This is a genomic window from Archangium gephyra, assembly GCF_042230915.1.
In the GTDB taxonomy this organism is placed as follows: Bacteria; Myxococcota; Myxococcia; order Myxococcales; family Myxococcaceae; genus Archangium; species Archangium gephyra_B.
Window position 1 is genome coordinate 10,810,263 of the sequence record NZ_CP102578.1, and the last position, 22,324, is coordinate 10,832,586.

23 protein-coding genes and 1 pseudogene are annotated in these 22,324 nt (G+C 70.4%); 12 read left to right on the plus strand and 12 right to left on the minus strand.

All coding sequences use genetic code 11. The annotated features are described in order from the left end of the window. Positions 1 to 30 precede the first annotated feature (30 nt). The 4 genes from NR798_RS42555 to NR798_RS42570 all read left to right on the plus strand — a co-directional run bounded on the left by NR798_RS42555 (position 31) and on the right by NR798_RS42570 (position 3,156). The gene (locus NR798_RS42555; protein WP_375768327.1) at positions 31 to 342 is read left to right on the plus strand and encodes a 4a-hydroxytetrahydrobiopterin dehydratase; all 312 of its coding nucleotides are present in this window, start codon (positions 31 to 33) and stop codon (positions 340 to 342) included. Beyond that, positions 342 to 1,577, plus strand: coding sequence for a hypothetical protein (locus tag NR798_RS42560; RefSeq protein ID WP_375768328.1), 1,236 nt, complete (start codon positions 342 to 344; stop codon positions 1,575 to 1,577). The genes NR798_RS42555 and NR798_RS42560 overlap by 1 nt, the downstream gene beginning before the upstream one ends. Before the next feature lie 113 nt (positions 1,578 to 1,690). Further along, positions 1,691 to 2,563: a DMT family transporter gene (locus NR798_RS42565; protein WP_375768329.1), complete on the plus strand. Its 873-nt coding sequence runs from the start codon at positions 1,691 to 1,693 to the stop codon at positions 2,561 to 2,563. A gap of 17 nt (positions 2,564 to 2,580) precedes the next feature. Further along, a complete protein-coding gene (locus NR798_RS42570) occupies positions 2,581 to 3,156 on the plus strand; it encodes a hypothetical protein (RefSeq protein WP_375768330.1) in 576 nt (191 codons plus the stop codon). A gap of 9 nt (positions 3,157 to 3,165) precedes the next feature. On the opposite strand, the gene NR798_RS42575 is transcribed toward NR798_RS42570, so the two are convergent. Next, positions 3,166 to 3,444 (minus strand): hypothetical protein, encoded by a 279-nt coding sequence (locus NR798_RS42575; protein ID WP_375768331.1) that lies wholly within the window; start codon positions 3,442 to 3,444, stop codon positions 3,166 to 3,168. 42 nt (positions 3,445 to 3,486) lie between these two features. After that, positions 3,487 to 4,350 carry a hypothetical protein gene (locus NR798_RS42580; RefSeq protein WP_375768332.1) on the minus strand — a complete coding sequence of 288 codons (864 nt, stop codon included), beginning with the start codon at positions 4,348 to 4,350 and terminating at the stop codon, positions 3,487 to 3,489. Positions 4,351 to 4,686: 336 nt separating this feature from the next. Here NR798_RS42580 and NR798_RS42585 point away from each other — a divergent pair, with 336 nt between their 5' ends. Next, positions 4,687 to 5,190, plus strand: a complete 504-nt coding sequence (locus tag NR798_RS42585; RefSeq protein ID WP_375768333.1) for a hypothetical protein — start codon at positions 4,687 to 4,689, stop codon at positions 5,188 to 5,190. A 136-nt stretch (positions 5,191 to 5,326) separates the two neighbouring features. Here NR798_RS42585 and dapE read toward each other — a convergent pair whose 3' ends face one another. The 5 genes and pseudogenes from dapE to NR798_RS42610 all read right to left on the minus strand — a co-directional run. After that, a complete protein-coding gene (gene dapE / locus NR798_RS42590) occupies positions 5,327 to 6,403 on the minus strand; it encodes a succinyl-diaminopimelate desuccinylase (protein WP_375768334.1) in 1,077 nt (358 codons plus the stop codon). After that, positions 6,400 to 7,491 carry a methyltransferase gene (locus NR798_RS42595; RefSeq protein ID WP_375768335.1) on the minus strand — a complete coding sequence of 364 codons (1,092 nt, stop codon included), beginning with the start codon at positions 7,489 to 7,491 and terminating at the stop codon, positions 6,400 to 6,402. Before NR798_RS42595 ends, dapE begins: the two co-directional genes overlap by 4 nt. 9 nt (positions 7,492 to 7,500) lie before the next feature. Further along, on the minus strand, positions 7,501 to 8,325 hold the full coding sequence (locus tag NR798_RS42600) for a 2,3,4,5-tetrahydropyridine-2,6-dicarboxylate N-succinyltransferase (RefSeq protein ID WP_375768336.1): 825 nt from the start codon (positions 8,323 to 8,325) through the stop codon (positions 7,501 to 7,503). Positions 8,326 to 8,367: 42 nt separating this feature from the next. Further along, on the minus strand, positions 8,368 to 8,700 hold the full coding sequence (locus NR798_RS42605; RefSeq protein ID WP_375768337.1) for a PRC-barrel domain containing protein: 333 nt from the start codon (positions 8,698 to 8,700) through the stop codon (positions 8,368 to 8,370). Between the two features lie 89 nt (positions 8,701 to 8,789). Next, a pseudogene (locus tag NR798_RS42610) lies at positions 8,790 to 8,987 on the minus strand (selenocysteine-containing); the annotation flags it as partial. A gap of 208 nt (positions 8,988 to 9,195) precedes the next feature. Here NR798_RS42610 and NR798_RS42615 point away from each other — a divergent pair. The 6 genes from NR798_RS42615 (at position 9,196) to NR798_RS42640 (ending at position 16,271) form a co-directional block, all read left to right on the plus strand. Continuing rightward, the gene (locus tag NR798_RS42615) at positions 9,196 to 10,632 is read left to right on the plus strand and encodes a pyridoxal phosphate-dependent decarboxylase family protein (RefSeq protein ID WP_375773911.1); all 1,437 of its coding nucleotides are present in this window, start codon (positions 9,196 to 9,198) and stop codon (positions 10,630 to 10,632) included. A 136-nt stretch (positions 10,633 to 10,768) separates the two neighbouring features. Beyond that, the gene (locus NR798_RS42620; protein ID WP_375768338.1) at positions 10,769 to 11,545 is read left to right on the plus strand and encodes a hypothetical protein; all 777 of its coding nucleotides are present in this window, start codon (positions 10,769 to 10,771) and stop codon (positions 11,543 to 11,545) included. Positions 11,546 to 11,653: 108 nt separating this feature from the next. Continuing rightward, the gene (locus tag NR798_RS42625) at positions 11,654 to 12,373 is read left to right on the plus strand and encodes a glycosyltransferase family 2 protein (RefSeq protein WP_375768339.1); all 720 of its coding nucleotides are present in this window, start codon (positions 11,654 to 11,656) and stop codon (positions 12,371 to 12,373) included. Positions 12,374 to 12,508: 135 nt separating this feature from the next. Further along, the gene (locus NR798_RS42630) at positions 12,509 to 13,072 is read left to right on the plus strand and encodes a hypothetical protein (protein WP_375768340.1); all 564 of its coding nucleotides are present in this window, start codon (positions 12,509 to 12,511) and stop codon (positions 13,070 to 13,072) included. A gap of 241 nt (positions 13,073 to 13,313) precedes the next feature. Next, positions 13,314 to 14,348, plus strand: coding sequence for a rod shape-determining protein (locus NR798_RS42635; RefSeq protein WP_043412497.1), 1,035 nt, complete (start codon positions 13,314 to 13,316; stop codon positions 14,346 to 14,348). 138 nt (positions 14,349 to 14,486) lie between these two features. Further along, positions 14,487 to 16,271 (plus strand): RCC1 domain-containing protein, encoded by a 1,785-nt coding sequence (locus NR798_RS42640; RefSeq protein WP_375768341.1) that lies wholly within the window; start codon positions 14,487 to 14,489, stop codon positions 16,269 to 16,271. Between the two features lie 14 nt (positions 16,272 to 16,285). Here the strand turns inward: NR798_RS42640 and NR798_RS42645 are convergent, their stop codons facing one another. Genes NR798_RS42645 through NR798_RS42660 form a run of 4 tightly spaced genes read right to left on the minus strand, consistent with a single transcriptional unit; the run spans position 16,286 to position 20,501 of the window. Further along, positions 16,286 to 17,443, minus strand: coding sequence for an ABC transporter permease (locus NR798_RS42645; protein ID WP_375768342.1), 1,158 nt, complete (start codon positions 17,441 to 17,443; stop codon positions 16,286 to 16,288). A gap of 3 nt (positions 17,444 to 17,446) precedes the next feature. Next, positions 17,447 to 18,604, minus strand: coding sequence for an ABC transporter permease (locus NR798_RS42650; protein WP_375768343.1), 1,158 nt, complete (start codon positions 18,602 to 18,604; stop codon positions 17,447 to 17,449). Beyond that, positions 18,601 to 19,299, minus strand: a complete 699-nt coding sequence (locus NR798_RS42655; RefSeq protein ID WP_375768344.1) for an ABC transporter ATP-binding protein — start codon at positions 19,297 to 19,299, stop codon at positions 18,601 to 18,603. The genes NR798_RS42650 and NR798_RS42655 overlap by 4 nt, the downstream gene beginning before the upstream one ends. Further along, positions 19,296 to 20,501, minus strand: a complete 1,206-nt coding sequence (locus NR798_RS42660) for an efflux RND transporter periplasmic adaptor subunit (RefSeq protein WP_375768345.1) — start codon at positions 20,499 to 20,501, stop codon at positions 19,296 to 19,298. The genes NR798_RS42655 and NR798_RS42660 overlap by 4 nt, the downstream gene beginning before the upstream one ends. A 225-nt stretch (positions 20,502 to 20,726) precedes the next feature. Between NR798_RS42660 and NR798_RS42665 the strand changes: the two genes are divergently transcribed. Beyond that, complete coding sequence (locus NR798_RS42665) at positions 20,727 to 20,945, plus strand: DUF2171 domain-containing protein (protein WP_375768346.1); 219 nt, start codon at positions 20,727 to 20,729, stop codon at positions 20,943 to 20,945. Between the two features lie 25 nt (positions 20,946 to 20,970). On the opposite strand, the gene NR798_RS42670 is transcribed toward NR798_RS42665, so the two are convergent. Then, positions 20,971 to 22,323 (minus strand): phosphatidylglycerol lysyltransferase domain-containing protein, encoded by a 1,353-nt coding sequence (locus NR798_RS42670; protein ID WP_375768347.1) that lies wholly within the window; start codon positions 22,321 to 22,323, stop codon positions 20,971 to 20,973. Position 22,324 lies beyond the last annotated feature (1 nt).

The following is a 22,324-nucleotide window of genomic DNA, read 5'->3' on the forward strand; positions in this document are numbered from 1 at the left end:
GCCCCCGGTTCGCGATAGAGGAAGCCCCCGATGGCCTACGACCGCACGCAGTTGACCCCCGAGGCGCTGAAGCAGTTCCTCACCGAGCACCCCGAGTGGAAGCACGAGGGAGGGATGCTGCGCCGCACGTACGAGGCGCCGAGCTTCCTCGCGGGCATCGAGTTCGTGAGCCGGGTGGCGAAGGCGGCCGAGGCGGCGGACCACCACCCGGACATCGACATCCGCTGGCGCAAGGTGACGCTGGCGCTGGTGACGCACGACGCGGGCGGGCTGACGTGGCGTGACACGAAGCTGGCGGCCGAGGCGGACACGCTGTTCGCCCAGGTGGTGAAGCAGGGCTGATGCGAGCAGCACTCATTGCGGCAGGGGTGCTGCTGGCGGCGCCGGTGGCCTGGGCCCAGGACGAGGTGCCCGAGGCCACCCGGCCGGAGCGGCTGTACCTCAACTCGGGCGTGCTGATGGGCTCGTCGCGGGTGGTGGGGCTGGGCGGGGCCTACGTGGGCATCGCCGAGGGCGTGGCGGGCTTCACGCACAACCAGGCGGCGCTGGCGCACCGCTCGCCGAGGCTGGACCGGGACTGGGACGTGGGCGTGACCCTGTCCTGGATGAACCTGCCGTTGGCCAAGGTGAAGGGCAAGGACCTGGACAACGACGGCCTGGCCGACGACGCGCCGGAGACGTTGCAGCTGCAGGGCGCGGTGATGATGCAGTACCGCAACTTCGGCCTGGGCTTCTCGCTGCGCAACTACCAGGTGGCCTACTGCAACACGGTGCACTGCGACCCGAGCGACCGCATCCGCGTGTCCCTGGTGCAGTCATCGCTGGCGGGCGCGGTGGCGCTGGGGCGGGACGACTTCATCCTCGGCTTCGGCATCTACAGCGCGCAGGCGGTCTTCAGCCACAAGCCGGAGGGCGACTGGCGGTACGGGGACACGGGGCTGGCGCTGGACATGCTGTACCGGCCGCACGGACGCGCCTACCGGGTAGGGGTGTCGGTGAGACCGGAGGTGGTGGGCGCGTGGAGGCGGGGGGAGGGACAGGTGCCCTTCCTGGCGGGGCGGCAGCTGTACTCGGCGGTGGTGTCGCCAGCGGTGATGTCGCTGGGAGCAAGCTGGCGGTTGGGTGAAGGCTCCGAGCGCTACAACCAGCTCTCGCCCGCGGCGCGCCGGCAGATGCTGGAGGGAGACCACTTCTCCGAGGTACCGGCGGAGGAATCAGCGGAGGGGCCCGCGGGCCGGTGGCTCATCAGCGCGCAGGCGGACTTCATCTCGCGGGTGGAGAACGCGGTGCCGGTGCGCTCCTTCACGGCGCTCACGGCGCCGGAGAAGGTGGGCGTGTCGGGCATGCTCCAACCCCGGGTGGGAGTGGAGCACGAGACCTGGCCGGGACGTCTTCGCACGAGGCTGGGAGCGTTCATCGAGCCGTCACCCTTCACGGACCACCTGCCGAGGGCGCACGTGACAGGAGGCTTCGAGCTCTTCCTGTTCCGGTACCTGGACGACTGGGCGCTGACGGCCTCGTTCGACGTCTCGAGGCGCTACTCGGACTTCGGCATTTCGGTGGGTCTATGGCGATAAACACCCCTCGCCCACCGGGAGAGGGACGGGGTGAGGGTGCCGAGCTTCCCGGGTTACCCCCGCGTCAATCCCCTCTCCCTTTGGGAGAGGGCCAGGGTGAGGGTCATCGTCCCATGTGGAAGACCGGAGTCCTCACGGTCCTGGCGCTGCTCGGTTTCGCGGCCAACTCGCTGCTGTGCCGCGCGGCCCTGGAGAACGGAGCCTGGCGCATCGACGCGGCGAGCTTCACGAGCATCCGTCTCGCCTCGGGAGCCGGAGTCCTCTGGCTCCTGCTGCGGCTGCGGCGAAGCAAAGCCGGAACACGAAAAGGCTCCTGGGGCTCGGCGCTCGCACTCTTCGCCTACGCGGCGGGCTTCTCGCTGGCGTACGTGCGAATCCCGGCGGGAGTCGGGGCGCTCATCCTCTTCGGCTGCGTGCAGGCGACGATGCTGGGGGTGGGCCTCTTCCGGGGCGAGCGTCCGCGGGTGCTCGAGTGGCTGGGGCTGGCGATGGCGCTCGGAGGGCTCATCGTGCTGCGCCTGCCGGGAGCGACGGCGCCGGACCCGCTCGGGGCCACGTTGATGGCGGGAGCGGGAGTGGCGTGGGGCGTGTACTCGCTGCGAGGGCGAGGCAACGCGGATCCGCTGGCGGCGACGGCGGACAACTTCCTGCGCGGCGTGCCGATGACACTGGGGCTCTCGCTGCTGGCGCCGCTGGCCCTCGGGGCACCGCGAGCCACCGTGGAAGGCGTGGGGCTCGCGGTGGCGTCGGGGGCGCTGGCATCGGGGGTGGGCTACAGCCTGTGGTACGCGGCGCTGCCGCACCTGACGGCGATGCGGGCGGCGGTGGTGCAGCTCGCGGTACCGGTGGTGGCGGCCATCGGTGGCGTGCTGCTGCTCGGCGAGACGCTGACGGCGCGGCTGGTGGGCGCGGGCTCGGCACTGTTGTGTGGCGTGTTCCTCGCGCTGCTGGCGAGGCAGCGGAAGGCCCCCGCGCCCTCGCGGTAGGGGTAGTCTTCCGCCCCATGCAAAAGTCCGAGCTGGTGGCGCTCGTCGACATGGACGGGACGCTGTGCGACTACGAGGGCACCATGTCCCGGGACATGGAGAAGCTGCGCAGCCCGGGGGACCCGGCGGTGTTCCCGGACGACGAGCACGAGAACCCCTGGGTGCGCGAGCGCCGCTCGCTCATCCGGCGCCAGAGCGGCTGGTGGCGGCACCTGCCGAAGCTGAAGCTCGGCTTCGACGTGCTCGGCGAGCTCCAGGCACAGGGCTTCGAGGTGCACGTGCTCACCAAGGGCCCGGTGGCGGCCCCCAGCGCGTGGACGGAGAAGCTCGAGTGGTGCCAGGAGCACCTGCCCGGCACGCCCGTCACCATCACCATGGACAAGGGGCTCGTCTACGGGAAGGTGCTGGTGGACGACTGGCCGCCCTACGTGGAGCGCTGGCTGCAATGGCGCCCGCGCGGCCTCGTCATCCTCCCCGCGCAGCGCTGGAACGAGGGCTTCTCGCATCCCAACGCCCTGCGCTACGACGGGAGCAACCTCGCACAGGTCCGCGAGGCGCTGGCGCGCATCCGCGAGCGGGCCGAGAGCCCGTAGCCTCGGGGCTCAACCGAGGCGCCCGGGACGGCGCCTCGCCGCCTGCCGCACGCCCGGGAGGGGCCGGGGCGGAAACTCCAGGTGCGCGGCGCGGGGCGTTCTCGCCGCGGGCGTGCCCACCTCGCTCCCATCCTCGGGAAGGGGGCGGTCCTCCTCGCGCCTCTGCGCTGGCGCGCTGAGCAGGCGGGAGTCCGGCTGCCAGTCGAAGAGCAGGATGGCGATCAGCACCATCATCACCACCGTGCGCCGGAACGCGGGGGACTCCTGGAGGAGTTGCTGCGAATTCATCTCGGAACAACACCTCCGTCCGGGGATTTCATGCGGCCTGCCTCATTGTGAAGGACCCCCGGGAGCGGCCGCAATCGGCGTCGCCCACGTGCCCGGGGGCGAGGCCGGGCAGTTCAGTCTCAGCAGGGCCACGAGCCTTCTCGCGTCCTCCTCCCCCAGGGGTCTGAGGAGGAAATAGCGACGATCCACCAGAGTCACCCTCACTGAGTCGGAGAAGGGGCGCTCGATGCCTCCAGGACGGATGGCGTGGAGGGGGATGTGGATGGGAGCGCACCAGGCAGGCCGCCAGACCAGTCGCGTCCCGGTGAGCCAGAACCGCGCGGGACCCCGGTCGAGCAAGTCACGAACGAGGGACTCGGGGAGCACCATCAGGACCACCCTCAAAATGATGGCCCTCGAGAAGAAGAGCAACCACACCCATACGCCGAACATGGCGCCGAGGATGTACGGCACCAGGAACCATGGGAGCGGTCCCCGCTGGGGGCAGCCTCCCTGGCACAGCACCCGCTCCCCGGGAGAGAGCGGGGCGGCCATCGTCCAGGTCAGGAGCTGTTCGATACGGGCGAGGTCATCCACGAGGCGGGACTCGCGGTCCGCTGGTATGTCGAGATGCTTGCGCGTGAGCGCTTCCAGCCTGGACCGGAGCCGCTCCACCTTCCGGGCAAGCCCGAGGGCCAGCTCCGTCTCGGGCCATTGCTCTGCCCGGGCCCGCTGGCGGAGGCGGGCCAGCGCCTCGACAACTCCAGACTCCTGGCGAACGAGTTCCCGCAGGGTGTCCAGCCGCCGCAACGTCTCCTGTTGCCACTCCAGCGCGAGCAGGGCCTTCTCCAGGAGGACGTAGCGCGCGTGAGCCACCTCCAACGTCTCGATTCCGCCTTCGAGCTGGCGGCGGATGTCCACGGACACCCGGAAGGAGTGTCTCGGGAGCCGCTCCTTCGCGGGCCGGGGCTCCCGGAGCGGGGGAATGTCTTCCTGATGAGGCTCGGTCGCCTCTGGGCCCGCGCTTCCCGGGACGTCAGGTAGGAACCCCTGCATCCAGCTCATACAAGGGAAGGTGACGCGGCTCCCGCGGGGGTGCAAGGCAAGCAGGCGTGAGGATTCGTTGCCCGGCTTTCCATGCTCCGAGCAGGCCTCTGCGCCAGCCCCGCCAGCAGCAGGAGCGGAACCAGTAGCACGGCACACTCGCGTTGTGGGTTGGGTATTCCCAAGTGATACTCACCGTTCCCCGGCGAGAGGTCTCCGATGGCTGCCTCCGACATCTTTCAACTGGCCTTTCTCCTCCTCGTCGTCGCTCCCATCGCGGCGATGTTCCTGTCGTTCAAGGGCTCGCCTGGGGTCCGGCGGCTCTCACGGTTCATCCTCCTCGCCGCCTGGCTGGTCTACGGCATCGCGACGCTGGCGTGTCTCTGGGCCGGGTTCTTCAAGCCGTCGACGGGCATCGGGCACGGCATCTTCCTGATCATCGCGATTCCGGTGGGCATCGTCGCGGGGATTGGCTTCAGCGTCTGGAGGGCCGCGCACCGGCACGAGTACGTGCTCTCGCTGCCGCCGGACATGCGCCGCCATGAGGAGCTCATCGACATCGATCGCGGGCTGGAGGCGGCCCGAGCGAGCCTGGCTTCGGCCCAGTCCAAGCTCGGCAAGTGGGGACAGTCCGCTTCGGACCGCAGGCGCCTGGAGGCCGAAATCTCGGCGGCCCGCTTCACCATCCAGTCGCTCGAGAAAGCCCGGGCGGAGCGCCAGTAGATCGAGGCACTTCCACGAGACGGGTTCAACCCGGGGTCCGTGGCACCCTCACCCCGTCCCTCTCCCGGAGGGCGAGGGGAAGTGGGCACAGTGGGCATCCTTGGGCCACGTTGCTTCTTGGCAGCTGTTTCTTGGGTCAGCGGGCCTGCTTCAGGAATGTCGCCAGCTTCTCGTAGGCCACCGCCAGCGCGGGAATCGGCGCGCACTCGTTCGCCTGGTGCGCCTGCGCCGTCTCCCCCGGCCCGAAGTTCACCGCGTCCACCCCGAACTCGGAGAAGCGCGCCACGTCCGTCCACGCCTGCTTCGATGCCGCCGGCAGTCCCGTCAGCTTCAGCAACTGCTGGAACAGCGGGTTGTCCGCACACACCCGCCCGCTCGGCGCCAGGTCCGTGAACTCCACCTCCGCCGCGTCCCCCACCAGCTCTCGCACGTCCTGCTGCGCCCGCTCCACCGTCTTCCCCGGCGCGAAGCGGTAGTTCAGGTTCAGTTCGAACGCCTCCGGTATCACGTTGCGCGCCCTCCCTCCCGAGGCCTTCGTGATGTTCATCACCTCGTAGAAGGCAAACTCGCCGTACATCACCTCGCGCCTCGGCAGCTCCAGCAGCCGCGCGAGCAGCGGCCCCGCCTTGTGGATGGCGTTCTCCCCCTGCCACGGCCTCGCCGAGTGCGCACTGCGGCCCTTGAAGCGCAGCGTCACGTGCAGGCTCCCCACGCACCCCACCTGCACCACCCCGTCCGTCGGCTCCATCGCGATGCCGAACTTCACCCGCTTCAGCTCCGGGCGCGTGTCGAACAGCGGCCCCAGCCCGCTCTCCAGGTAGGGACCCTCCTCGCGCTCGTAGAGCACCACCACCAGGTTCACCGGCAGCTCGGCGCGCGGCAGATCCTCCGCCAGCGCCATCATCACCGCCAGCCCGCCCTTCATGTCCGAGGAGCCCAGGCCGAAGACGCGCTCGCTTTCAATCCTCGGCTCCCGGTCGTTCGGGTGCGCCGGCACCGTGTCCAGGTGCCCCACCAGCGCCACCGTGGGCCTCGGGTCCTGGAGGCTCCCCAGCACCAGCGAGTGCCCCAGCCGGAACACCTCGCGCTGCGGGAAGTGCGCATGCGCCCAACGCTCCACGTGGTCGGCGAGGGCCCGCTCCTCCCCGATGGGACTGGGAATGCGGCACAGGGCCAGGGTGGATTGCGCGAGGCGGGTGGCGAGATCGCTCATGACGTGGCTCTCGAAACCGGCACGAGCCCGTAGAGGGTGGTGACCTCCCGGGAGCGCGCGGCGTGAAGCGGGTCCGACTTGTCCTTGGCCTTCGAATGGCGCGCCGGGGCCGACCGCTTCCACTTCACGGCGAGCCCGCACCGCGCCAGCTCCTGGTCGAGCCAGCCGGCCTCCCGCAGCCCGAGCAGCACCGCGAGGTCGGAGAGCAGCAGCAGCCCCTCGCCTCCCGGAGTCAGGTGCGCGGCCAGTCCTTCCAGGAAGCCGCTCAGGAAGCGGTTGTCCTCGTCGAAGACCGCGCGGTCCACTCGGTTCTTCGGCGGCTCGGGAATCCACGGCGGATTGCTCACGATGAGGTCCGCCTTGCCGGGAGGAAAGAGGTCGCCTTCCATGACCTCGAAGCGCTTGGAGAGGCCCAGCCGCTCGGCGTTCTCCCGGGCACAGGCCACCGCGCGTGAATCGATATCCGTCGCCGTCACAGAGGCCGCGCCCCCCTGAAGCAGCAGGAACGAGAGCACGCCGGTTCCCGTTCCCACGTCGAACACCTTCTTGCCGCGCACCTCCGAGACGGAGTTGAGCAGCTCGACGTAATCGGTGCGCGTGGGCAGGTAGACGCCGTAATGGGGATGGAGCTTGCCCTGGAGCCCCGGCACCTCCAGGCCCTTGCGCCGCCACTCTGCGGCGCCGAGCATGCCGAGCAGCGTCTTCAGGGAGACGATGGTCCTGTCGGCATCGGGCTCGCCCCAGACCTGGCGGCAGGCCTCGGAGACGTCGGGCGCCCGCTTCAGCTCCAGCAGGTAGGAGCGGTCGAGCGCCACCACGATGCGCGAGAGCGTCTCGTGCTCCAGCTGACGCGCGCGGCGCTCGGCCCGGAAGGCCTCCAGGGGCGAGCCCACCGCACGAGGCGGCGGCAAGCGGCGGCCCATGGCGCCCAGCAGCTGCTTCGCGTTGTGGAAGTCTCCGGTGTACAGCAGGTGCTCGCCGCGCCGGACCCGCTTCAGGGCGGCGTCCGCGGTGAGGCGATCATCGACGGGAGAGAGCCGCGACGGTGCGGGCTCGCCGCTCTCCGAACGCCAGGTGAATGGGTCCATGCGCGGTGTCTACACCGGCACGGCGAAGTCGCGCAGCGCCGCGTTGAGGCTCGTCTTCTTGTCGGTGCTCTCCTTGCGCTGCCCGATGATGAGCGCGCACGGCGTCATGTAGCGCCCGGCCGGGAACTGCTTCTCCTTCATGCCCGGAATCACCACGCTGCGCGCCGGCACCCGGCCCTTGTAGACCTTCTCCTCCGGGCCGGTGACGTCGATGATGGGCGTGGACGCCGTCAGCACCACGTTGGCCCCGAGCACCGCCTCCTCCTCCACCACCACGCCCTCCACCACGATGCAGCGGCTGCCGATGAAGGCCCTGTCCTCGATGATGACCGGCGAGGCCGTGGGCGGCTCGAGCACCCCGCCCAGTCCCACGCCGCCCGACAGGTGCACGTCGCGGCCCACCTGCGCGCAGCTGCCCACCGTGGCCCACGTGTCCACCATCGTCCCCGCCCCCACCCTCGCCCCGATGTTCACGTAGCCGGGCATCACCACCGCGCCGCGCTCCACGAAGGCCCCGTAGCGCACCACGCCCGGCGGCACCACCCGCACGCCCGCCGCCTCCAGCCCCTTCTTCAACGGAATCTTGTCGAAGAACTCGAAGGGCCCCACCTCCATCACCTTCATCTCCGAGATGCCGAAGAACAGGAGGATGGCCTCCTTCACCCAGGCATTCACCGTCCAGCCCCCGGGCCCCTTCTCCGCCACCCGCACGTCTCCGGCATCCAGCAGCGCCAGCGTCTCGCGCACCGCCGCGACGTACTCCGCTTCCTTCAGCTTCGCCCTGTCCGCGAAGGCCGCGGACACCCGCTGCGACAGATTCTCGATGGAGGACATGGCCGCTCCTTCAAGCACGAAACGCCACCGGGCGCATCATCCTCATGCGTGCGCCTGCCGCGCTCCTTCCAGCCTCGTGGACGGGGGCTCCGCCAACGGGTGGATGGCCGTGACGATCTCCGTGCGCAGCCGGCCCGCCTCGGGCTCCAGCACCTCGTGCTCCCGTCCCGCCACGTACACGCCCTTGCCCGTCACCCGCTCCACCCGCGTCAGGGGCACCGCCCAGACCTCGCGGGAGAAGCGCTGGCGCACGAACAGCACCGTCTGCCCGATGCATGCCACCCGCCCCAGCACCTTCCCGTCCTGGTCGCGCACCTTCATCGCGTGCTGGATGGACCGCCGCTCGAAGGGGGACTCCAACCACTGCACACCCATGGCCTCACCTCCACTCGCTCAAGGTGAGGCCCGGCCACGGTGGAGCACGGCGCCGGGTGTCGAGCCCCCGGCCGCCTGCCCGGAGCCCATCAGCCCGCTGGAGGGGGCCCGCCCACCACCTTGGAGACCGCCTCGACGATCTGCTGCTCGGTGGGGAAGGCGAAAGACTCCTTCTTCACCACGGGTGTGCCATCCACTTCCACGATGAAGCTGCCGGAGGGGCCCACCTGCAGCTCCGCGTCCAGGTTCAGCTCCTTCTTCAGTGCGGCCGCCGCACGGGCGGCCCGAGGCCTGTAGCCTCAAGCATTGCAGAACGTGATGGTGATGCGGGACGCCATGGCGGTCTCCTATGAGGGCGCGAGAGGCGCGCCTCCCTTGGGGGTAGCCATTGAAATAACGGACCACGAGGAGCGTGCAAGCAGGACATCCGTCCCCCTGTCCGCTCCCCACCGGATGTGATTGACGCCGGGGTAGGCGGGCGGCATGCACCCGTTCATGGCTCCCCACCGTCCGCACCTCGCCGCTGCCTACGACCCCGAGCACTTCCGCCGCCTCGGGCACCAGCTGGTGGACCAGCTCGCCGACCACCTCGCCCGTACTACCCGCCGCGAGGGCCCCGTCCTGCCCTGGGCCCCGCCCGCCACCCACGTCGAGCGCTTCCCCGCGGACTTCCCCGAGGAGCCTCGCGGCGACGCCTCCGCCCTCCTCGCGCGCGTCATCGACGGCTCGCATCACCTGCACCACCCGCGCTACGTGGGCCACCAGGTGTCCGCGCCCCTGCCCCTGGCCGCCCTGTGCGATCTCGTCTCCTCGCTCCTCAACAACGGCATGGCCGTCTACGAGATGGGGCCCGTCTCCACCGCCATGGAGCACAACGTGGTGCGCTGGATGGCCGGGGTGCTCGGCCTGCCCGAGGGCTCCGGCGGAGTGCTCACCTCGGGCGGCTCCGCTGGCAACCTCACCGCCCTGCTCGCCGCGCGCCAGGCCAAGGCGGGCTACGACGCGTGGAACGGCGGCCCCACCGCCGGGCCTCCCCTCACGGTGCTCGTCCCCGAGTCCACGCACTACTGTGTCGCCCGCTCCGTGCGGATGATGGGCTGGGGCGCCGAGGGCGTCACCCCCGTCCCCGTGGATGCGCGCTACCGGCTGCGTCCCGAGGCCCTGGAGGAGACGCTCGCCGCGGCGAAGCGGGCGGGCCGCCGTCCCATCGCCGTGGTGGCCAGCGCTGGCTCCACCGCCACCGGCGCGTTCGATCCGCTCGAGGCCGTGGCCGACTTCTGCGCGAAGCACGGCCTCTGGTTCCACGTGGATGGGGCCCATGGCGCCTCGGCCGCGCTCAGCCCCCGCTACCGCGGCCAGGTGAAGGGGATTGAACGCGCCGACTCGGTGGTGTGGGACGCGCACAAGCTGATGATGATGCCGGCGCTCATCACCGCCGTGCTCTTCCGCGAGGGCCACCGCTCCTTCGAGGCCTTCGCCCAGGAGGCCTCCTACCTCTTCACCGGCCAGGACACGCGGCGCTGGAGCGACGTGGCGCTGCGCACCCTCGAGTGCACCAAGGAGATGATGGCCCTCAAGCTGTACACCTGCCTGAGCACCCTGGGCACGAAGCTCTTCGCCGACTGCGTCACCGACACCTTCGACCTGTCCCGCCGCTTCGCCGAGCGCCTCCAGGGCTCCGGCGACTTCGAGCTGGCCGTCCCTCCCGACTGCAACATCGTCTGCTTCCGCCACACGCCGCGGGGCCTCCCCGCCTCGGAGCTGGACGCGCTCCAGGTGCGCCTGCGCGAGTCGCTCGTCACGAGCGGGGACTTCTACCTGGTGCAGACGACGCTCGGCGGCCGCGTGTGGCTGCGCACCACCGTCATCAACCCGCTCACCACCGACGCCGACCTGGACGCGCTCCTGGACGCCCTGCGCCGGGCCGTCTGAGCCCCCAGGTCACGACTCCGTGAAGAACAGGCAAACAGGATTTTTCCGCTGGACCTGACTTCACGGAGGATAGTAGGAGCCTCGACGAAGTCCCCCCACCGGCCGCCCCCCGGCCTTCTTCGCGAGGCATCCCCCCATGAAGCCCAGCTCCTCTCTCAAGTCCCTCCTCGGCGCACTGGCGCTGCTGGCCGCGCCGGCCGCCCTGGCGGACAGCGCCGCGAACATTGCCCTCTTCGACTCGAGGATGACGGCCGCCCGCGCCAGCACCAGCGCCAGTGGCACGACGGTCACCCGCACGGAGATGGTGAATGCGCTCGACGCCTTCGCCTGGGACTACTGGGTGGACGCCGCGGAGCATGCCCACCTGGCCACCAAGGTGGGCAATGCCACCTTCCTCACCGGCGTGGCGGCTGACGCGAAGCAGTACCTCAACGCCTTCCACGAGCTGAACGACGCGGCGGACTACGGAAACCCGCTGAGCATGGACGGGGTGTCGGGCACGCCGGCCCAGCTGTACGGCGCGAGTGGACCGCTCGCCAGCAGCTCGCGCATCCAGGAGGGCTCCATCGCCGAGGGCGACGGCGAGGCCAATCAGGTGACGCTGACGGAGACGTACGGGTGGGCCTTCGGCAGCGGTTACGACAACCCGTACTTCTTCCAGCCCGTCACCGAGGCCGAGCTGCGCACCCGGCTGCAGCAGCGCACGTACTCGGGCACGCCGACCGCGGCGGAGGTGGATGGGGCGGTGGCGTACCTCAAGCAGGTCTCGGGCACCGGCCAGCGGCTCTACATCTCGAGCTGGCGCTCCATGGGCCGGGGTGGCCCGGGCGAGTCGGCGGGCTTCGTGGTGGCCGCCGTCAGCAACGACCGGCTCTTCGTGCGCATGGTGGAAGTGCTCACCTGGGCGGAGTGACACTCCCGGTGCGGCGGGGCCTGCCCGGGGCGCATCTCCCCCGGGCTCCCAGGCCCCCACACCGAAGAGTCGCGCGGGGCGCGAAAATCGGCTAGAGCCCGCTGCGCCATGCTCGTCTCGGTCGTCATCCCTGTCTACAACGAGATCTCCACCCTCGCCGAACTGCTCCGCCGTGTCACCGCGGTGGACTTCCCCAAGGAGCTCGTCATCGTGGACGACTGCTCCCGCGACGGAAGCCGCGAGCTGCTCCAGCGTCTGGCCACCGAGGGCCTGTCCGTCATCGGCGGCACCCCGAACAACCGCAACGAGCTGCGCGTGATCTTCCAGGAGAAGAACCAGGGCAAGGGCGCCGCCCTGCGCCGCGGCTTCTCCGAGTCCACCGGGGACATCGTCATCGTCCAGGACGCGGACCTCGAGTACGACCCGCGTGAAATCCCCCGCGTCATCCAGCCCATCATCGATGGCGACGCGGACGTCGTCTTCGGCAGCCGCTTCACCGGCACGCCCCGGCGCGTCCTCTACTACTGGCACTCGGTGATGAACCAGTTGCTCACCATGCTCTCCAACATGACGAGCAACCTGAACCTCACCGACATGGAGACCTGCTACAAGGCCTTCCGGGCCGAGGTCATCCGCTCGGTGACCATCGAGGAGGACCGCTTCGGCATTGAGCCCGAAATCACCGCCAAGGTGGCCCGCGGCGGCTGGCGCGTCTTCGAGGTGCCCATCAGCTACCACGGGCGCACCTACGAGGAGGGCAAGAAGATCGGCTGGAAGGATGGCGTCCGCGCCCTCTACGCCATCGGCAAGTACTCCATCAAACGCTGACCTCCCGGCCCCGGGCTGTCCGGCGGCCAACATCCGCCGGGCCCCCCTCCAGGGTCCCCCCGTCCTTCCGGCGGCCGCTCCCCCGCTCGTCTGCTTCCGGATGCCCTTCCCGGGGCCGGTCCCTAGCTTCGGAGCGTGCTACCGCGATTCCTTCTCTACGGGTGTGCTGGCTGGGTGATGGAGGTCTGCTTCACCGGCATGAGCGCGGCGCTCGTGGAGCGAGACACACACGGGACGGCGAAGACGTACCTGTGGATGCACCCCATCTACGGGGCGACCGCGCTGGGGATGGAGTTCCTCCATGACCGGCTGCGCTTCCTGCCACGGCCCGTGCGCGCGCTCGCCTACACCGCCGTCATCTTCGGCGCCGAGTTCACCACGGGCTGGCTGCTGCGCAAGGCGCTCGGCCGCTGCCCCTGGGACTACGAGGACAAGGGCTGGAGCGTGAAGGGGCTCATCCGCCTGGACTACGCCCCCTTCTGGTACGTCGCCGGCCTGCTCTTCGAGCCCGTGCGCGAGGCCTTCCTCAAGGTCACCAGCGAGGCCCTGCGCCAGACGCCCGAGTACCGGCATGCGGTGGAAAATGGCGCCGTGGCCGAGCCCCACCACCTGGCGCCGGTCTCCACCGAGCAAGAGGCCGGGGAAGCGGCGGACACCTACCTCCTCGCGGGGGAGAGCGAGCTGCACCCCCTCCACTGAATGGACACTGGGAACCTGCACGCCTGTGGGGGAAACCCCTCATCCCGGACCTTCTCTCAGAGGGAGGAATGGGGCATGGGGGGGAAGAACGGGGGGCCCCGTGGGCCGGACGCTCTCCGGCCGGGCCGTGCACTTGACAGTTGGCTTTTCTTCCTGCTGCGGGCCCTGCGTAGTAGGTTGCCGCGCACTCACTGTCGGTGTTGGGAAATGACGCCGCACCTTTGAAAGTTTCCGCCCCCGTATGTTCGACTGGCTCCACACTCTTTTCTCGCGTGACCTCGCCATCGACCTGGGCACGGCCAACACGCTCATCTACATCCGCGGTCAGGGGATCGTCTCCAACGAGCCCTCCGTGGTGGCCGTCCAACAGGACGCGCGCGGCGGCAAGAAGGTGCTCGCCGTGGGCAAGGAAGCCAAGGAGATGCTCGGCCGCACGCCGGGCAACATCGTGGCCATCCGCCCCATGAAGGACGGCGTCATCGCCGACTTCGAGATCACCGCGGCGATGCTTCGCTACTTCATCCAGACGGCGCACAACCGCAAGTCGCTCGTCAGCCCGCGCATCGTCATCGGCATCCCCTCGGGCATCACCGAGGTGGAGCGCCGCGCGGTGCGCGAGGCCGCCGCCAACGCCGGAGCCCGTGAGGTCTACCTCATCGAGCAGCCGATGGCCGCGGCCATCGGCGCCGGCCTGCCCGTCACCGAGCCCAGCGGCAACATGATTGTCGACATCGGCGGTGGGACGTCCGACGTCGCGGTCATCAGCCTCGCCGGCATCGTGTTCGCCAAGAGCGTGCGCATCGGCGGCGACAAGCTGGACGAGGCGATCATCCAGTACGTCAAGCGCAAGTACAACCTGCTCATCGGCGAGCGCACGGCCGAGCTCATCAAGATGGGCATCGGCACGGCGTACCCCACCGAGGAGGTCATGACCATGGAGATCAAGGGTCGCGACCTGGTGGCCGGCGTGCCGCGCACGCTCACGGTGAGCAGCGACGAGGTGCGCGACGCGCTGAGCGAGCCGGTGAACGGCATCGTCGAGGCGGTGAAGCTGACGCTGGAGCGCACGCCGCCGGAGCTGGCCGGTGACATCGCCGACCGCGGGATTGTCCTCGCCGGTGGTGGCGCGCTGCTGAAGAACCTCGACACGCTGCTGCGCGAGGAGACGGGCCTGCCGGTGTTCCTCGCCGAGGATCCGCTGTCCGCCGTGGTGATGGGCGCGGGCAAGGCGCTCGAGTCGCTCGACATCCTCCGCCAGGTCTGCCAGCCGGGCTGAGCTGTTCCCCTCGTCTCCCTACTCTCACCCCAATATCCCCTCTCCCTCCGGGAGAGGGACGGGGTGAGGGTATGTCGGGCCCCGGGTTGGATCGCCGGGTACCACCCGGGGATCGCATACGTCCTGAGAGGAAAGCCCATGTGTTCCGCGAGCCTCTGGTCCGCCCGAGTGCTGATGAGCCTGTTGGCCATCATGCTCCTCAGCCCATGGAGCGCGCGCGCCCAGGGCTCCGCGGAGGTGAGGAAATACCTCTCCTCCATCAGCCGCCTCTACGAGAGCCTCGAGTACGAGCGAGCGCTGGAGCAGATCGCCAGTGCCAAACGCCTGACACGTGGCATCGAGGACGACGTCGCCCTCACCCTCTACGAGGGGCTCGTCCTCGCCGACATGGGCAAGAGCGACAAGGCCCGCGCCGCATTCAAGGCGGCCCTCTTCCTGAAGCCCGAGGCGAAGCTGCCCGTGCAGGTGTCGCCCAAGGTGGAGCGGCTGTTCGAGCAGGTGCGCGAGCAGGTGCAACCGAAGCGGGCACCTCCCCCCGTGAAGCAGGAGCCCGTGCCGCAACGGCCTGCTCCAGACGAGCCCGCCGTGCCGCGCGCACCGGAGATCGTGGAGGCCCACAAGCCGGAGCCGTCCAGAAGGTTCCAGGGACTCCAGACCCTGCGCATCAAGGCGCGGGATGCGCACGACGGCGCGCTTCAGTTTGCCTGGGAAGCCAACACCGGCACGCTGGGGACGCCGGCGAGCACCGCGACCACGAGCGAGATCACCTGGAAGGCGCGCACCTGTGTCTCCCCAGGGCTCACGCCGGCCGTGAAGGCGACGGTGAGCAACTCCCAGGGACTTTCCACCTCGATGAACTTCGCTGTCTTCGCCCCCCCTTGCATCGTCCACGAGGCGGGTGACCAGCACTCCCTGAGAGTGCGGCCCGACGGCACGGTGTGGGCCTGGGGGAGCAACACCTACGGGCAGTTGGGAGATGGGTCGACCCGCCAAAGCTCCGCACCCGTGCAGGTGAGCGAATTGCGCGGCGTGACCGCGGTCTCGGCGGGTGGTGGGCACTCGCTGGCGGTGGGAAATGACGGCACGGTATGGGCCTGGGGAAGCAACAGGGCCAAGCAACTGGGGAATGGGTCGAGCACCCACCGTTCCTCGCCCGTGCAGGTGAAAGCCCTGAGCGGCGTGGCCGCCGTCTCGGCCGGCTACTACCACTCCCTGGCGATGAGAGAGGACGGCACGGTGTGGGCCTGGGGATACAACCGCTCCGGGCAATTGGGCGATGGGACGACCACCGAGCGCTCCATGCCCGTGCAGGTGAAAGCCCTGAGCGGTGTGGCCGCCATCTCGGCCGGCATGCACCACTCGCTGGCTGTGCGAGACGACGGCACGGTATGGGCCTGGGGAAACAACGATTCCGGGCAACTGGGGGATGGGACGACCACCAACCGCTCCACGCCCGTGCAGGTGAGTGGGTTGAGCGGCGTGGTCGCTGTCTCGGCCGGCCACTTCCACTCCCTGGCGGTGCGAGAGGACGGCACGCTGTGGGCCTGGGGGAACAACGGCTCCGGGCAACTGGGGGATGGGACGACCACCGAGCGCTCCACGCCCGTGCAGGTGAGTGGGTTGAGCGGCGTGGCCGCGGTCTCGGCCGGCCACTTCCATTCCCTGGCGGCGCGAACGGACGGCACGCTGTGGGCCTGGGGAAACAACAAGTCCGGCCAACTGGGAGATGGGACGACCACCCACCGCCCCTCGCCCGTGCACGTGAACGTATTGAGCAGCGTGACCGCGGTCTCGGCCGGCATGCACCACTCCCTGGCGTTGCAGAAGGACGGCACGCTGTGGGCCTGGGGGGACAACAAGGCCGGGCAACGGGGGGACAAGACAACCATCGACGTCTACACGCCCGTGCCGGTGAGCCGTTGAGCGGTGGCGCCCCGTCACGCCCTCAAGGCGTCCAGAATCGACAGCCGCGAGGCCCTCAGGGCCGGCAGCAGTCCTCCCAGGGTTCCCATCAGCGTCCCGAAGGCGAGCGCCGCCACCACGATGCCCGGCGTCGGGGTGAAGCCGAAGCGCACCTCGGCGAACGTCTGGAAGTTCAGCGTCCTTATCTCCATCCACCGCGTGGCCAGCGCCCCCAACGCGCCCACCACCCCTCCGGCCGCCCCCAGCACCGCGGACTCGATGAGGATGCTCGCCAGCACGCTCCGGCGCCGGTAGCCCACCGCCCGTAGCATCCCCAGCTCGCCAATGCGCGCCGCCACCTGCGCGTACATGGTGATCATCGCCCCCAGCACCGCGCCCACGCTGAAGATGAAGGACACGAACAGGCCGAGCACCCGGATGAACGTGGCCAGCCACGTCGCCTGCTCCGCCCAGTACTCGGGCTCCGATTTCGCCTCGAGCGTGAAGCGCGGATCTCCCTCCACGCCCTTGATGAAGGCGTCGCGCGCCTGCTCCGAGCCCGTCCGCACCACCACGGCGCTCAGCCCCGGCCGCTCGAACGCCGCCCCCAGCCGGTTGACGTCCACCCACAGCTCGGACTCGTAGGCCCCGCCCTCGGCGGTGAACACGCCCACCACCGGCCAGCGCTCCTCGGCGAACACCAACTCCCCGCCCAGGTGCGCCCCCGGCGAGCGGCCCACCAGCGCCTCGCCCAGTGCAATCTCGTTGGTGCCCGTCCGGGGTGCCCGGCCGGCGATGAGCCGCACCGTGGGCCGGATGGCGAAGCTCTCCGGGCCAATGCCCCGCGCGTTGATGTTCGACTCCTTGCCATCGCCTCGCGGCAGCAGCACCGGCACCACCAGCTCGCCGGCCACCAGCGGGTTGCCCTCCGCCGAGGAGGCCACTTGCGGGGCGCTGCCCAGGGCGCGCAGTGCGTCGCGCTCCACGTTGCTCATCAACTCGCTGGTGGCGCCCTTGGCCAGGAGGATGACGTTGCGCGGGTCTCCCCCCGAAGAGAGGGCGGACTCAATCCCGTTGGCCAGCATCAGCACCGCGGAGAAGACGAAGACGACGAGCCCCAGGCCCAGCACGGTGAGCCCCGTGGACAGCCGCCGGGCCCAGAGGCTGCGCGTGTTGTAGTAGAGGGGAATCATCGCTCAGGCCACCTTCCTCAGCCCCTCGGCCACGGGAATCCGCACCGCGCGCACCGCGGGGATGGCCCCGGCCAGCAGCGCCACCCCCAACGCCGCCAGCGCCCCGAGCACCAGCGTGCTCTCCCGCACGAAGTCCGCCGGCACGCCGAGCTGCGAGCCCACCGCCGCGATGAAGCCCCGGATGAGCACCGGCGCGATGAGCACCCCCAGCCCGCCCGACGCCAGGCCGATGGCCAGCGACTCGAAGAGCACGAGCATCACCACCCTCCCGCTCTTGAAGCCCATGGCCCGGAGCGTGGACAAGTCGCGGGTGCGCTCGCGCACGCTCATGGCCAGCGTGTTGCCGATGACCAGCAGGATGATGAGCAGGATGACGGTGGCCACCACCTGCACCGCGGTGATGATGGCCGACAGCATGGAGATGAAGCCCAGCGTGGCCGCGCGCTCGCTCTCCGTGCGCGTCGGGTACGGGCTGTTGGCGAACATGGCATCCACCGCCGAGGCCACCGCCGCCGAGCGCGACGGGTCCTCCACCCGAATCATGAAGGCCCCCACCCGATCCTTGCGCTCGTCCGGCAGCTTCTCGTTGAGGCAGCGGAAGGGGAAGAAGAGCGAGCGGGTGTCCAGCGTGCCCGACCGCACGTCGTAGATGCCCCGCACGTTGAAGGTCCACTCGCCCGGGTAGATGGTGCCCTTGAGCGTCACCCGGTCCCCCGCCTTCCATCCGTACTGCTTCGCCAGGTCCTTGCCGATGAGCGCCCCACACGGGTCCGCCTGGAAGGCCGCCACCTGCTGCGGGGCCACGACCAGTTCATCGAAAACACGCATGAACGAGGACGGGTCCACGAAGGCCGAGCCGAAGAAGTCGCGCTGGGACTCGCCGTAGCGCCCGCCGAAGAAGCCGTAGAAGGTGAGGTCGTCCACCCCAGGCACGGTGGAGATGCGCGGCAGGTAGGACAGCGGCAGGTCCGCCGTGATGGAGGCCTTGGCACGCGTGAAGAGCCGGTCCGCCTGCGCCGACTCCGCGCTCGAATAGAAGAGGTCCACCACCGTGCGCAGGAAGATGAAGGCCATCACCCCCACCGCTCCCGCCAGCACCGTGAGCGCCAGCCGCAGCGGGTTGCGCAACAGGTCCTTCCATACGAGCCGCCCGAACGTCATTGCAGCAGCCCCTTCTCCAGGTGCCGCACCAGGTCCGCGCGCTCGGCGGCGTGCGGATCGTGCGTCACCATCACGAGCGTCTTGTGCAGCTGGTGGTGCAGCACCTCGAAGAGATCCAACACCTGCTCGGCCGACTTGCGGTCCAGGTCTCCCGTGGGCTCGTCCGCGATGAGCAGGTCGGGGTCGGTGACGATGGCCCGGGCAATCGCCACCCGCTGCTGCTCGCCTCCGGACATCTGCGGCGGCCGGTGCCCCATGCGGTGCCCCAGCCCCACCACCTCCAGCGCGGCCGCCACGTGCTCGCGGCGCTCGGCACGGGACAGCGGCGTGAGCAGCAGCGGCAGCTCCACGTTCTCCGCCGCCGTGAGCACCGGCAGCAGGTTGTAGAGCTGGAAGATGAAGCCCACGTGCCCCGCGCGCCAGTCGGCCAGCTCCTTGTCGCTCATGCACGCCAGGTCCTGCCCGCCCACCTCCACCACCCCCGTGGTGGGCCGGTCCAACCCCGAGATGAGGTTGAGCAGCGTGGACTTGCCCGAGCCCGACGGGCCCATGAAGGCCTCGAAGGTCCCCGCCTCGATGTCCAGGTCCACGTTCTCCAGCACGGGCACGACGATGTCGCCGCGCCGGTAGGCCTTGGAGACGCCCCGCAGCCGGATGAGGGGAGACTTCGCCTCTTGCACGGACGCGGTGCTCATCCTCCCTCCGTCCGCACCTTCACCTTGCGTCCCGGACGCAGTGAGCCATTGGGCGACACCACCACCTGCGTCCCCGGCTCCGGCCCCTGCGCCAGCGCCACCTCGTCCCCCACCTTCTGGGCCACCTGCACCGGCTGGCGTCTCACCTTCCCGTCCTGCACCACCCACACCACGCTCTGCCCCCCGTTCTGCACCACCGCCGACGCCGGCACCCGCAGCGCCGCGTCCTTCTTCGTGAGCGCGCCCTCCGGCAGCTCCTCCTTCAGGAAGGCCACCCGCGCCCCCATGTCCGGCAGCACCCCCGGGGGGATCTCCTCGAACGCCACGTTCACGTCCGCCGTCGCCTTGGAGCGATCGATGGCCGGACGCACCGAGCGCACCTTCGCGAGGAAGGCCTGCTCCGGGTACGCATCGAGGAAGACGAGCGCCGGCTGTCCCAGCTCGATGCGCGGCAGCTGCTCCTCGCTCACCTCCGCCTCCACCTCGAGCGCCCCCAGGTCCACCAGCTCGACGATGCCGCCGACGTTCTCCTGCTCGAGCGCGGCGGGCGCGAGCACCGCTCCCTCGTCCGCCAGCTTGCGCACCACCGTGCCCGCGAAGGGCGCTCGCACCACGGTGTGCGACAGCTGCAGCTCCGCCGCCCGCGCCGCCTCCTGGGCCGCCGTGAGCTGGGCACTCGCCGCCTGCTCCTCGGCGGACGAGGCCGTCGCGAGCGCCTGCGCCTCCTCCAGGCTGGCCCGGGTGATGACCTGGGCCTTGGCCAACTGCTCCGCCCTCGCCAGGTCGCTGCGCGCCCGTATCGCCGTGGCCCTCGAAGCGGCGAGCCGTTGGCTGGCGGCCTGCAGCTCCGCACGCACCCGGGCGGCCGCCACCCGCGCATCCCGGTCATCCAGGCGGGCGAGCACCTGCCCCTTCTTCACCGCGTCGCCCTCGTCCACCGCCACCTCCAACAACCGCCCCGCCACCTGCGGCGCGATGATGGAGCGGCGGCGCGAGGACACGTAGCCGGCCGCGGACAGCTCGGTCTGCTGCTCTCCGGGACGGGCCTCGCGGACCTCGGCCACGCGCACGCTCGGGGCCCGGCCCACCACCGCCATCCCCACCACCAGGGCGAGCACCACGGCCAGCCCCACCCAGAGCGGCCACCGGCGCCACAACTTGCGCCGGGGGTGGGCCGTGCGATCAATCTTGAGTGAAGCCAACCTCTGGGCCTGGGCCTCCACCATGCGCGTCTCTCCCGTGCGTCATGAGCCCTCGGAGGAGAAGGTAGGGGGGCACCGTGGGGCGTGGCCCGGAGCGCTGGCCGCCCGTGCCCTCCCCCGCCAGGGAGCACGGCGCTCCCTCCAGGGAGAAGCGAGTCCCGCGAGCCAAGGCCGCTCGGAGTGTTCATCTCAAGGGACCACGGAACACACGCACAGAGGACCAAGATGATCGACCCCGGCGACATCCACGAGGGCATGACGGTGAAGGACAGGGACGGGCGGAGACTCGGGACGGTGTCGAACGTCGGGGACACCCATTTCGAGCTGGGGCAGGGCTCGCCCGCCCGGCGGGACTACATGGTGCACTTCCACCGAGTGGAGCGCGTCCAGGGCCGGGAGGTGTTCCTCGCGGCCGCGCCCACCGCCGTGCCCCCCGAGGACTGACGCCTCCCCTCCGGGCGCCTCCCGCTCAGGCGGGCTCGAGCGCCGGGTGCCGGCGGGCCCAGAAGAGCAGCCCCGCCGCCGTGGCCGGGGCGAGCACGGCCACCGCCATGACGAGCCAGTCGCCCGGCCCTCGCGCGCGCGGGAGGTTGTAGAGGAGCGCCTCCAGCAAGGTGACGCAGGCATCGCCGGTGATGAGCGTGGCCAGCAGCGTGGCGAGCCCGGAGCGCCAGCGGCGCAAGAGGGAGAAGAGCCCCACCGTCAGCCCCACGTCGAAGAGCACCCAGCCCCACTGCACGAGCGGCGAGGGGAAGCGGTGGGCATTGGCCGGCAGCGCGAGCAGTACCGTCCAAGGCACCAGCAGCACCGCGAGCAGCTGGACGAGCGGCCGGGGCTGGCGCAGGAGCGTGGCCAGGCCGAAGCGCGCGAGGCTCCCCCGGGCGAAGGCCGTCAGCGCGTCGTACAGCGGCAGGTGCGGAGCGTGCCGCTCGGGCCAGGCTAGGTGGATGCGGTCCCACGCGTGCGGGCGCAGCCGGGCCTTGAAGGCGCGCAGCCCCTCGAAGTCATAGAGGGGCGTGCCCATCACCCGCGCCGCGCGCAGCCACCCGGCCACCTCGCCCGCCAGCGGCGCGAGCCCCAGCGTCACGTAGCCGCGCCCCTCGGCCGCCGCCGCGCGCATGGCCGCGTCCACCAGCAGCTCCGAGGTGCCGTTGGGCGCCTTTCCGCCGCGCAGCAGGTGCTGCACCAGCCAGCCATTGCGCGCGTACACCGGCACCGCCGACAGGAAGGCCACCACCTCCCCGTTCCACTCCGCCACGAAGGAGCGCCGCTCCTCGGCCCAGGTGTACGGGGAGAGCTGCACCAGGAAGCCCATGGGCGCCATCCGCCGCGACACCAGCCAGCGCTCCATCAGCCCGTCCACCCCCGCCCGCACCGGGTGCGCCGGATCCTTCAGCTCGGCCGCGGACACCTCGCGCACCCGCACGCCCTTGGCCCGCGCCCGGCGCAGCTGCTCGCGCAGGCTCCGGCTCTCACGCACGCCCTGCTCCCAACGCCTCGGGTCCCACACCGGCTGCTCGCCGATGGCCATGCCCTTGAGCGGCGCCGCGTCCAGCATGCGCTGCTCGGTGGCGAAGAAGCACAGGCGCCGGCCCGAGCGGGCCGCGTGCGCCTCGAAACGCGCGGCCACCTCGGCCAGCCGCTCGTGCGGCCCGATGGGGGCACCGGCCACCACCCACGCCCGGCCCGTGTCCACGTACGCCACGCACGCGTCCTCGCCGTCGAACCAGTACGAGTACCCCGGCTCCAGCACCTGGAAGGACGTGGCGTTCCACCCGTGGCGCTTGAGCAGCTCCAGCACCCGCGCGTGCTCCGTGTCCATG

Excerpts from the sequence above, each read along its gene's own strand:
- NR798_RS42555 (WP_375768327.1), top strand. The coding sequence starts at position 31 with ATGGCCTACGACCGCACGCAGTTGACCCCCGAGGCGCTGAAGCAGTTC.
- NR798_RS42560 (WP_375768328.1), top strand. The coding sequence starts at position 342 with ATGCGAGCAGCACTCATTGCGGCAGGGGTGCTGCTGGCGGCGCCGGTG.
- NR798_RS42565 (WP_375768329.1), top strand. The coding sequence starts at position 1,691 with ATGTGGAAGACCGGAGTCCTCACGGTCCTGGCGCTGCTCGGTTTCGCG.
- NR798_RS42570 (WP_375768330.1), top strand. The coding sequence starts at position 2,581 with ATGCAAAAGTCCGAGCTGGTGGCGCTCGTCGACATGGACGGGACGCTG.
- NR798_RS42575 (WP_375768331.1), bottom strand. The coding sequence starts at position 3,444 with ATGAATTCGCAGCAACTCCTCCAGGAGTCCCCCGCGTTCCGGCGCACG.
- NR798_RS42585 (WP_375768333.1), top strand. The coding sequence starts at position 4,687 with ATGGCTGCCTCCGACATCTTTCAACTGGCCTTTCTCCTCCTCGTCGTC.
- dapE (WP_375768334.1), bottom strand. The coding sequence starts at position 6,403 with ATGAGCGATCTCGCCACCCGCCTCGCGCAATCCACCCTGGCCCTGTGC.
- NR798_RS42595 (WP_375768335.1), bottom strand. The coding sequence starts at position 7,491 with ATGGACCCATTCACCTGGCGTTCGGAGAGCGGCGAGCCCGCACCGTCG.
- NR798_RS42600 (WP_375768336.1), bottom strand. The coding sequence starts at position 8,325 with ATGTCCTCCATCGAGAATCTGTCGCAGCGGGTGTCCGCGGCCTTCGCG.
- NR798_RS42605 (WP_375768337.1), bottom strand. The coding sequence starts at position 8,700 with ATGGGTGTGCAGTGGTTGGAGTCCCCCTTCGAGCGGCGGTCCATCCAG.
- NR798_RS42615 (WP_375773911.1), top strand. The coding sequence starts at position 9,196 with ATGGCTCCCCACCGTCCGCACCTCGCCGCTGCCTACGACCCCGAGCAC.
- NR798_RS42620 (WP_375768338.1), top strand. The coding sequence starts at position 10,769 with ATGAAGCCCAGCTCCTCTCTCAAGTCCCTCCTCGGCGCACTGGCGCTG.
- NR798_RS42625 (WP_375768339.1), top strand. The coding sequence starts at position 11,654 with ATGCTCGTCTCGGTCGTCATCCCTGTCTACAACGAGATCTCCACCCTC.
- NR798_RS42635 (WP_043412497.1), top strand. The coding sequence starts at position 13,314 with ATGTTCGACTGGCTCCACACTCTTTTCTCGCGTGACCTCGCCATCGAC.
- NR798_RS42640 (WP_375768341.1), top strand. The coding sequence starts at position 14,487 with ATGTGTTCCGCGAGCCTCTGGTCCGCCCGAGTGCTGATGAGCCTGTTG.
- NR798_RS42645 (WP_375768342.1), bottom strand. The coding sequence starts at position 17,443 with ATGATTCCCCTCTACTACAACACGCGCAGCCTCTGGGCCCGGCGGCTG.
- NR798_RS42650 (WP_375768343.1), bottom strand. The coding sequence starts at position 18,604 with ATGACGTTCGGGCGGCTCGTATGGAAGGACCTGTTGCGCAACCCGCTG.
- NR798_RS42655 (WP_375768344.1), bottom strand. The coding sequence starts at position 19,299 with ATGAGCACCGCGTCCGTGCAAGAGGCGAAGTCTCCCCTCATCCGGCTG.
- NR798_RS42665 (WP_375768346.1), top strand. The coding sequence starts at position 20,727 with ATGATCGACCCCGGCGACATCCACGAGGGCATGACGGTGAAGGACAGG.
- NR798_RS42670 (WP_375768347.1), bottom strand. The coding sequence starts at position 22,323 with ATGGACACGGAGCACGCGCGGGTGCTGGAGCTGCTCAAGCGCCACGGG.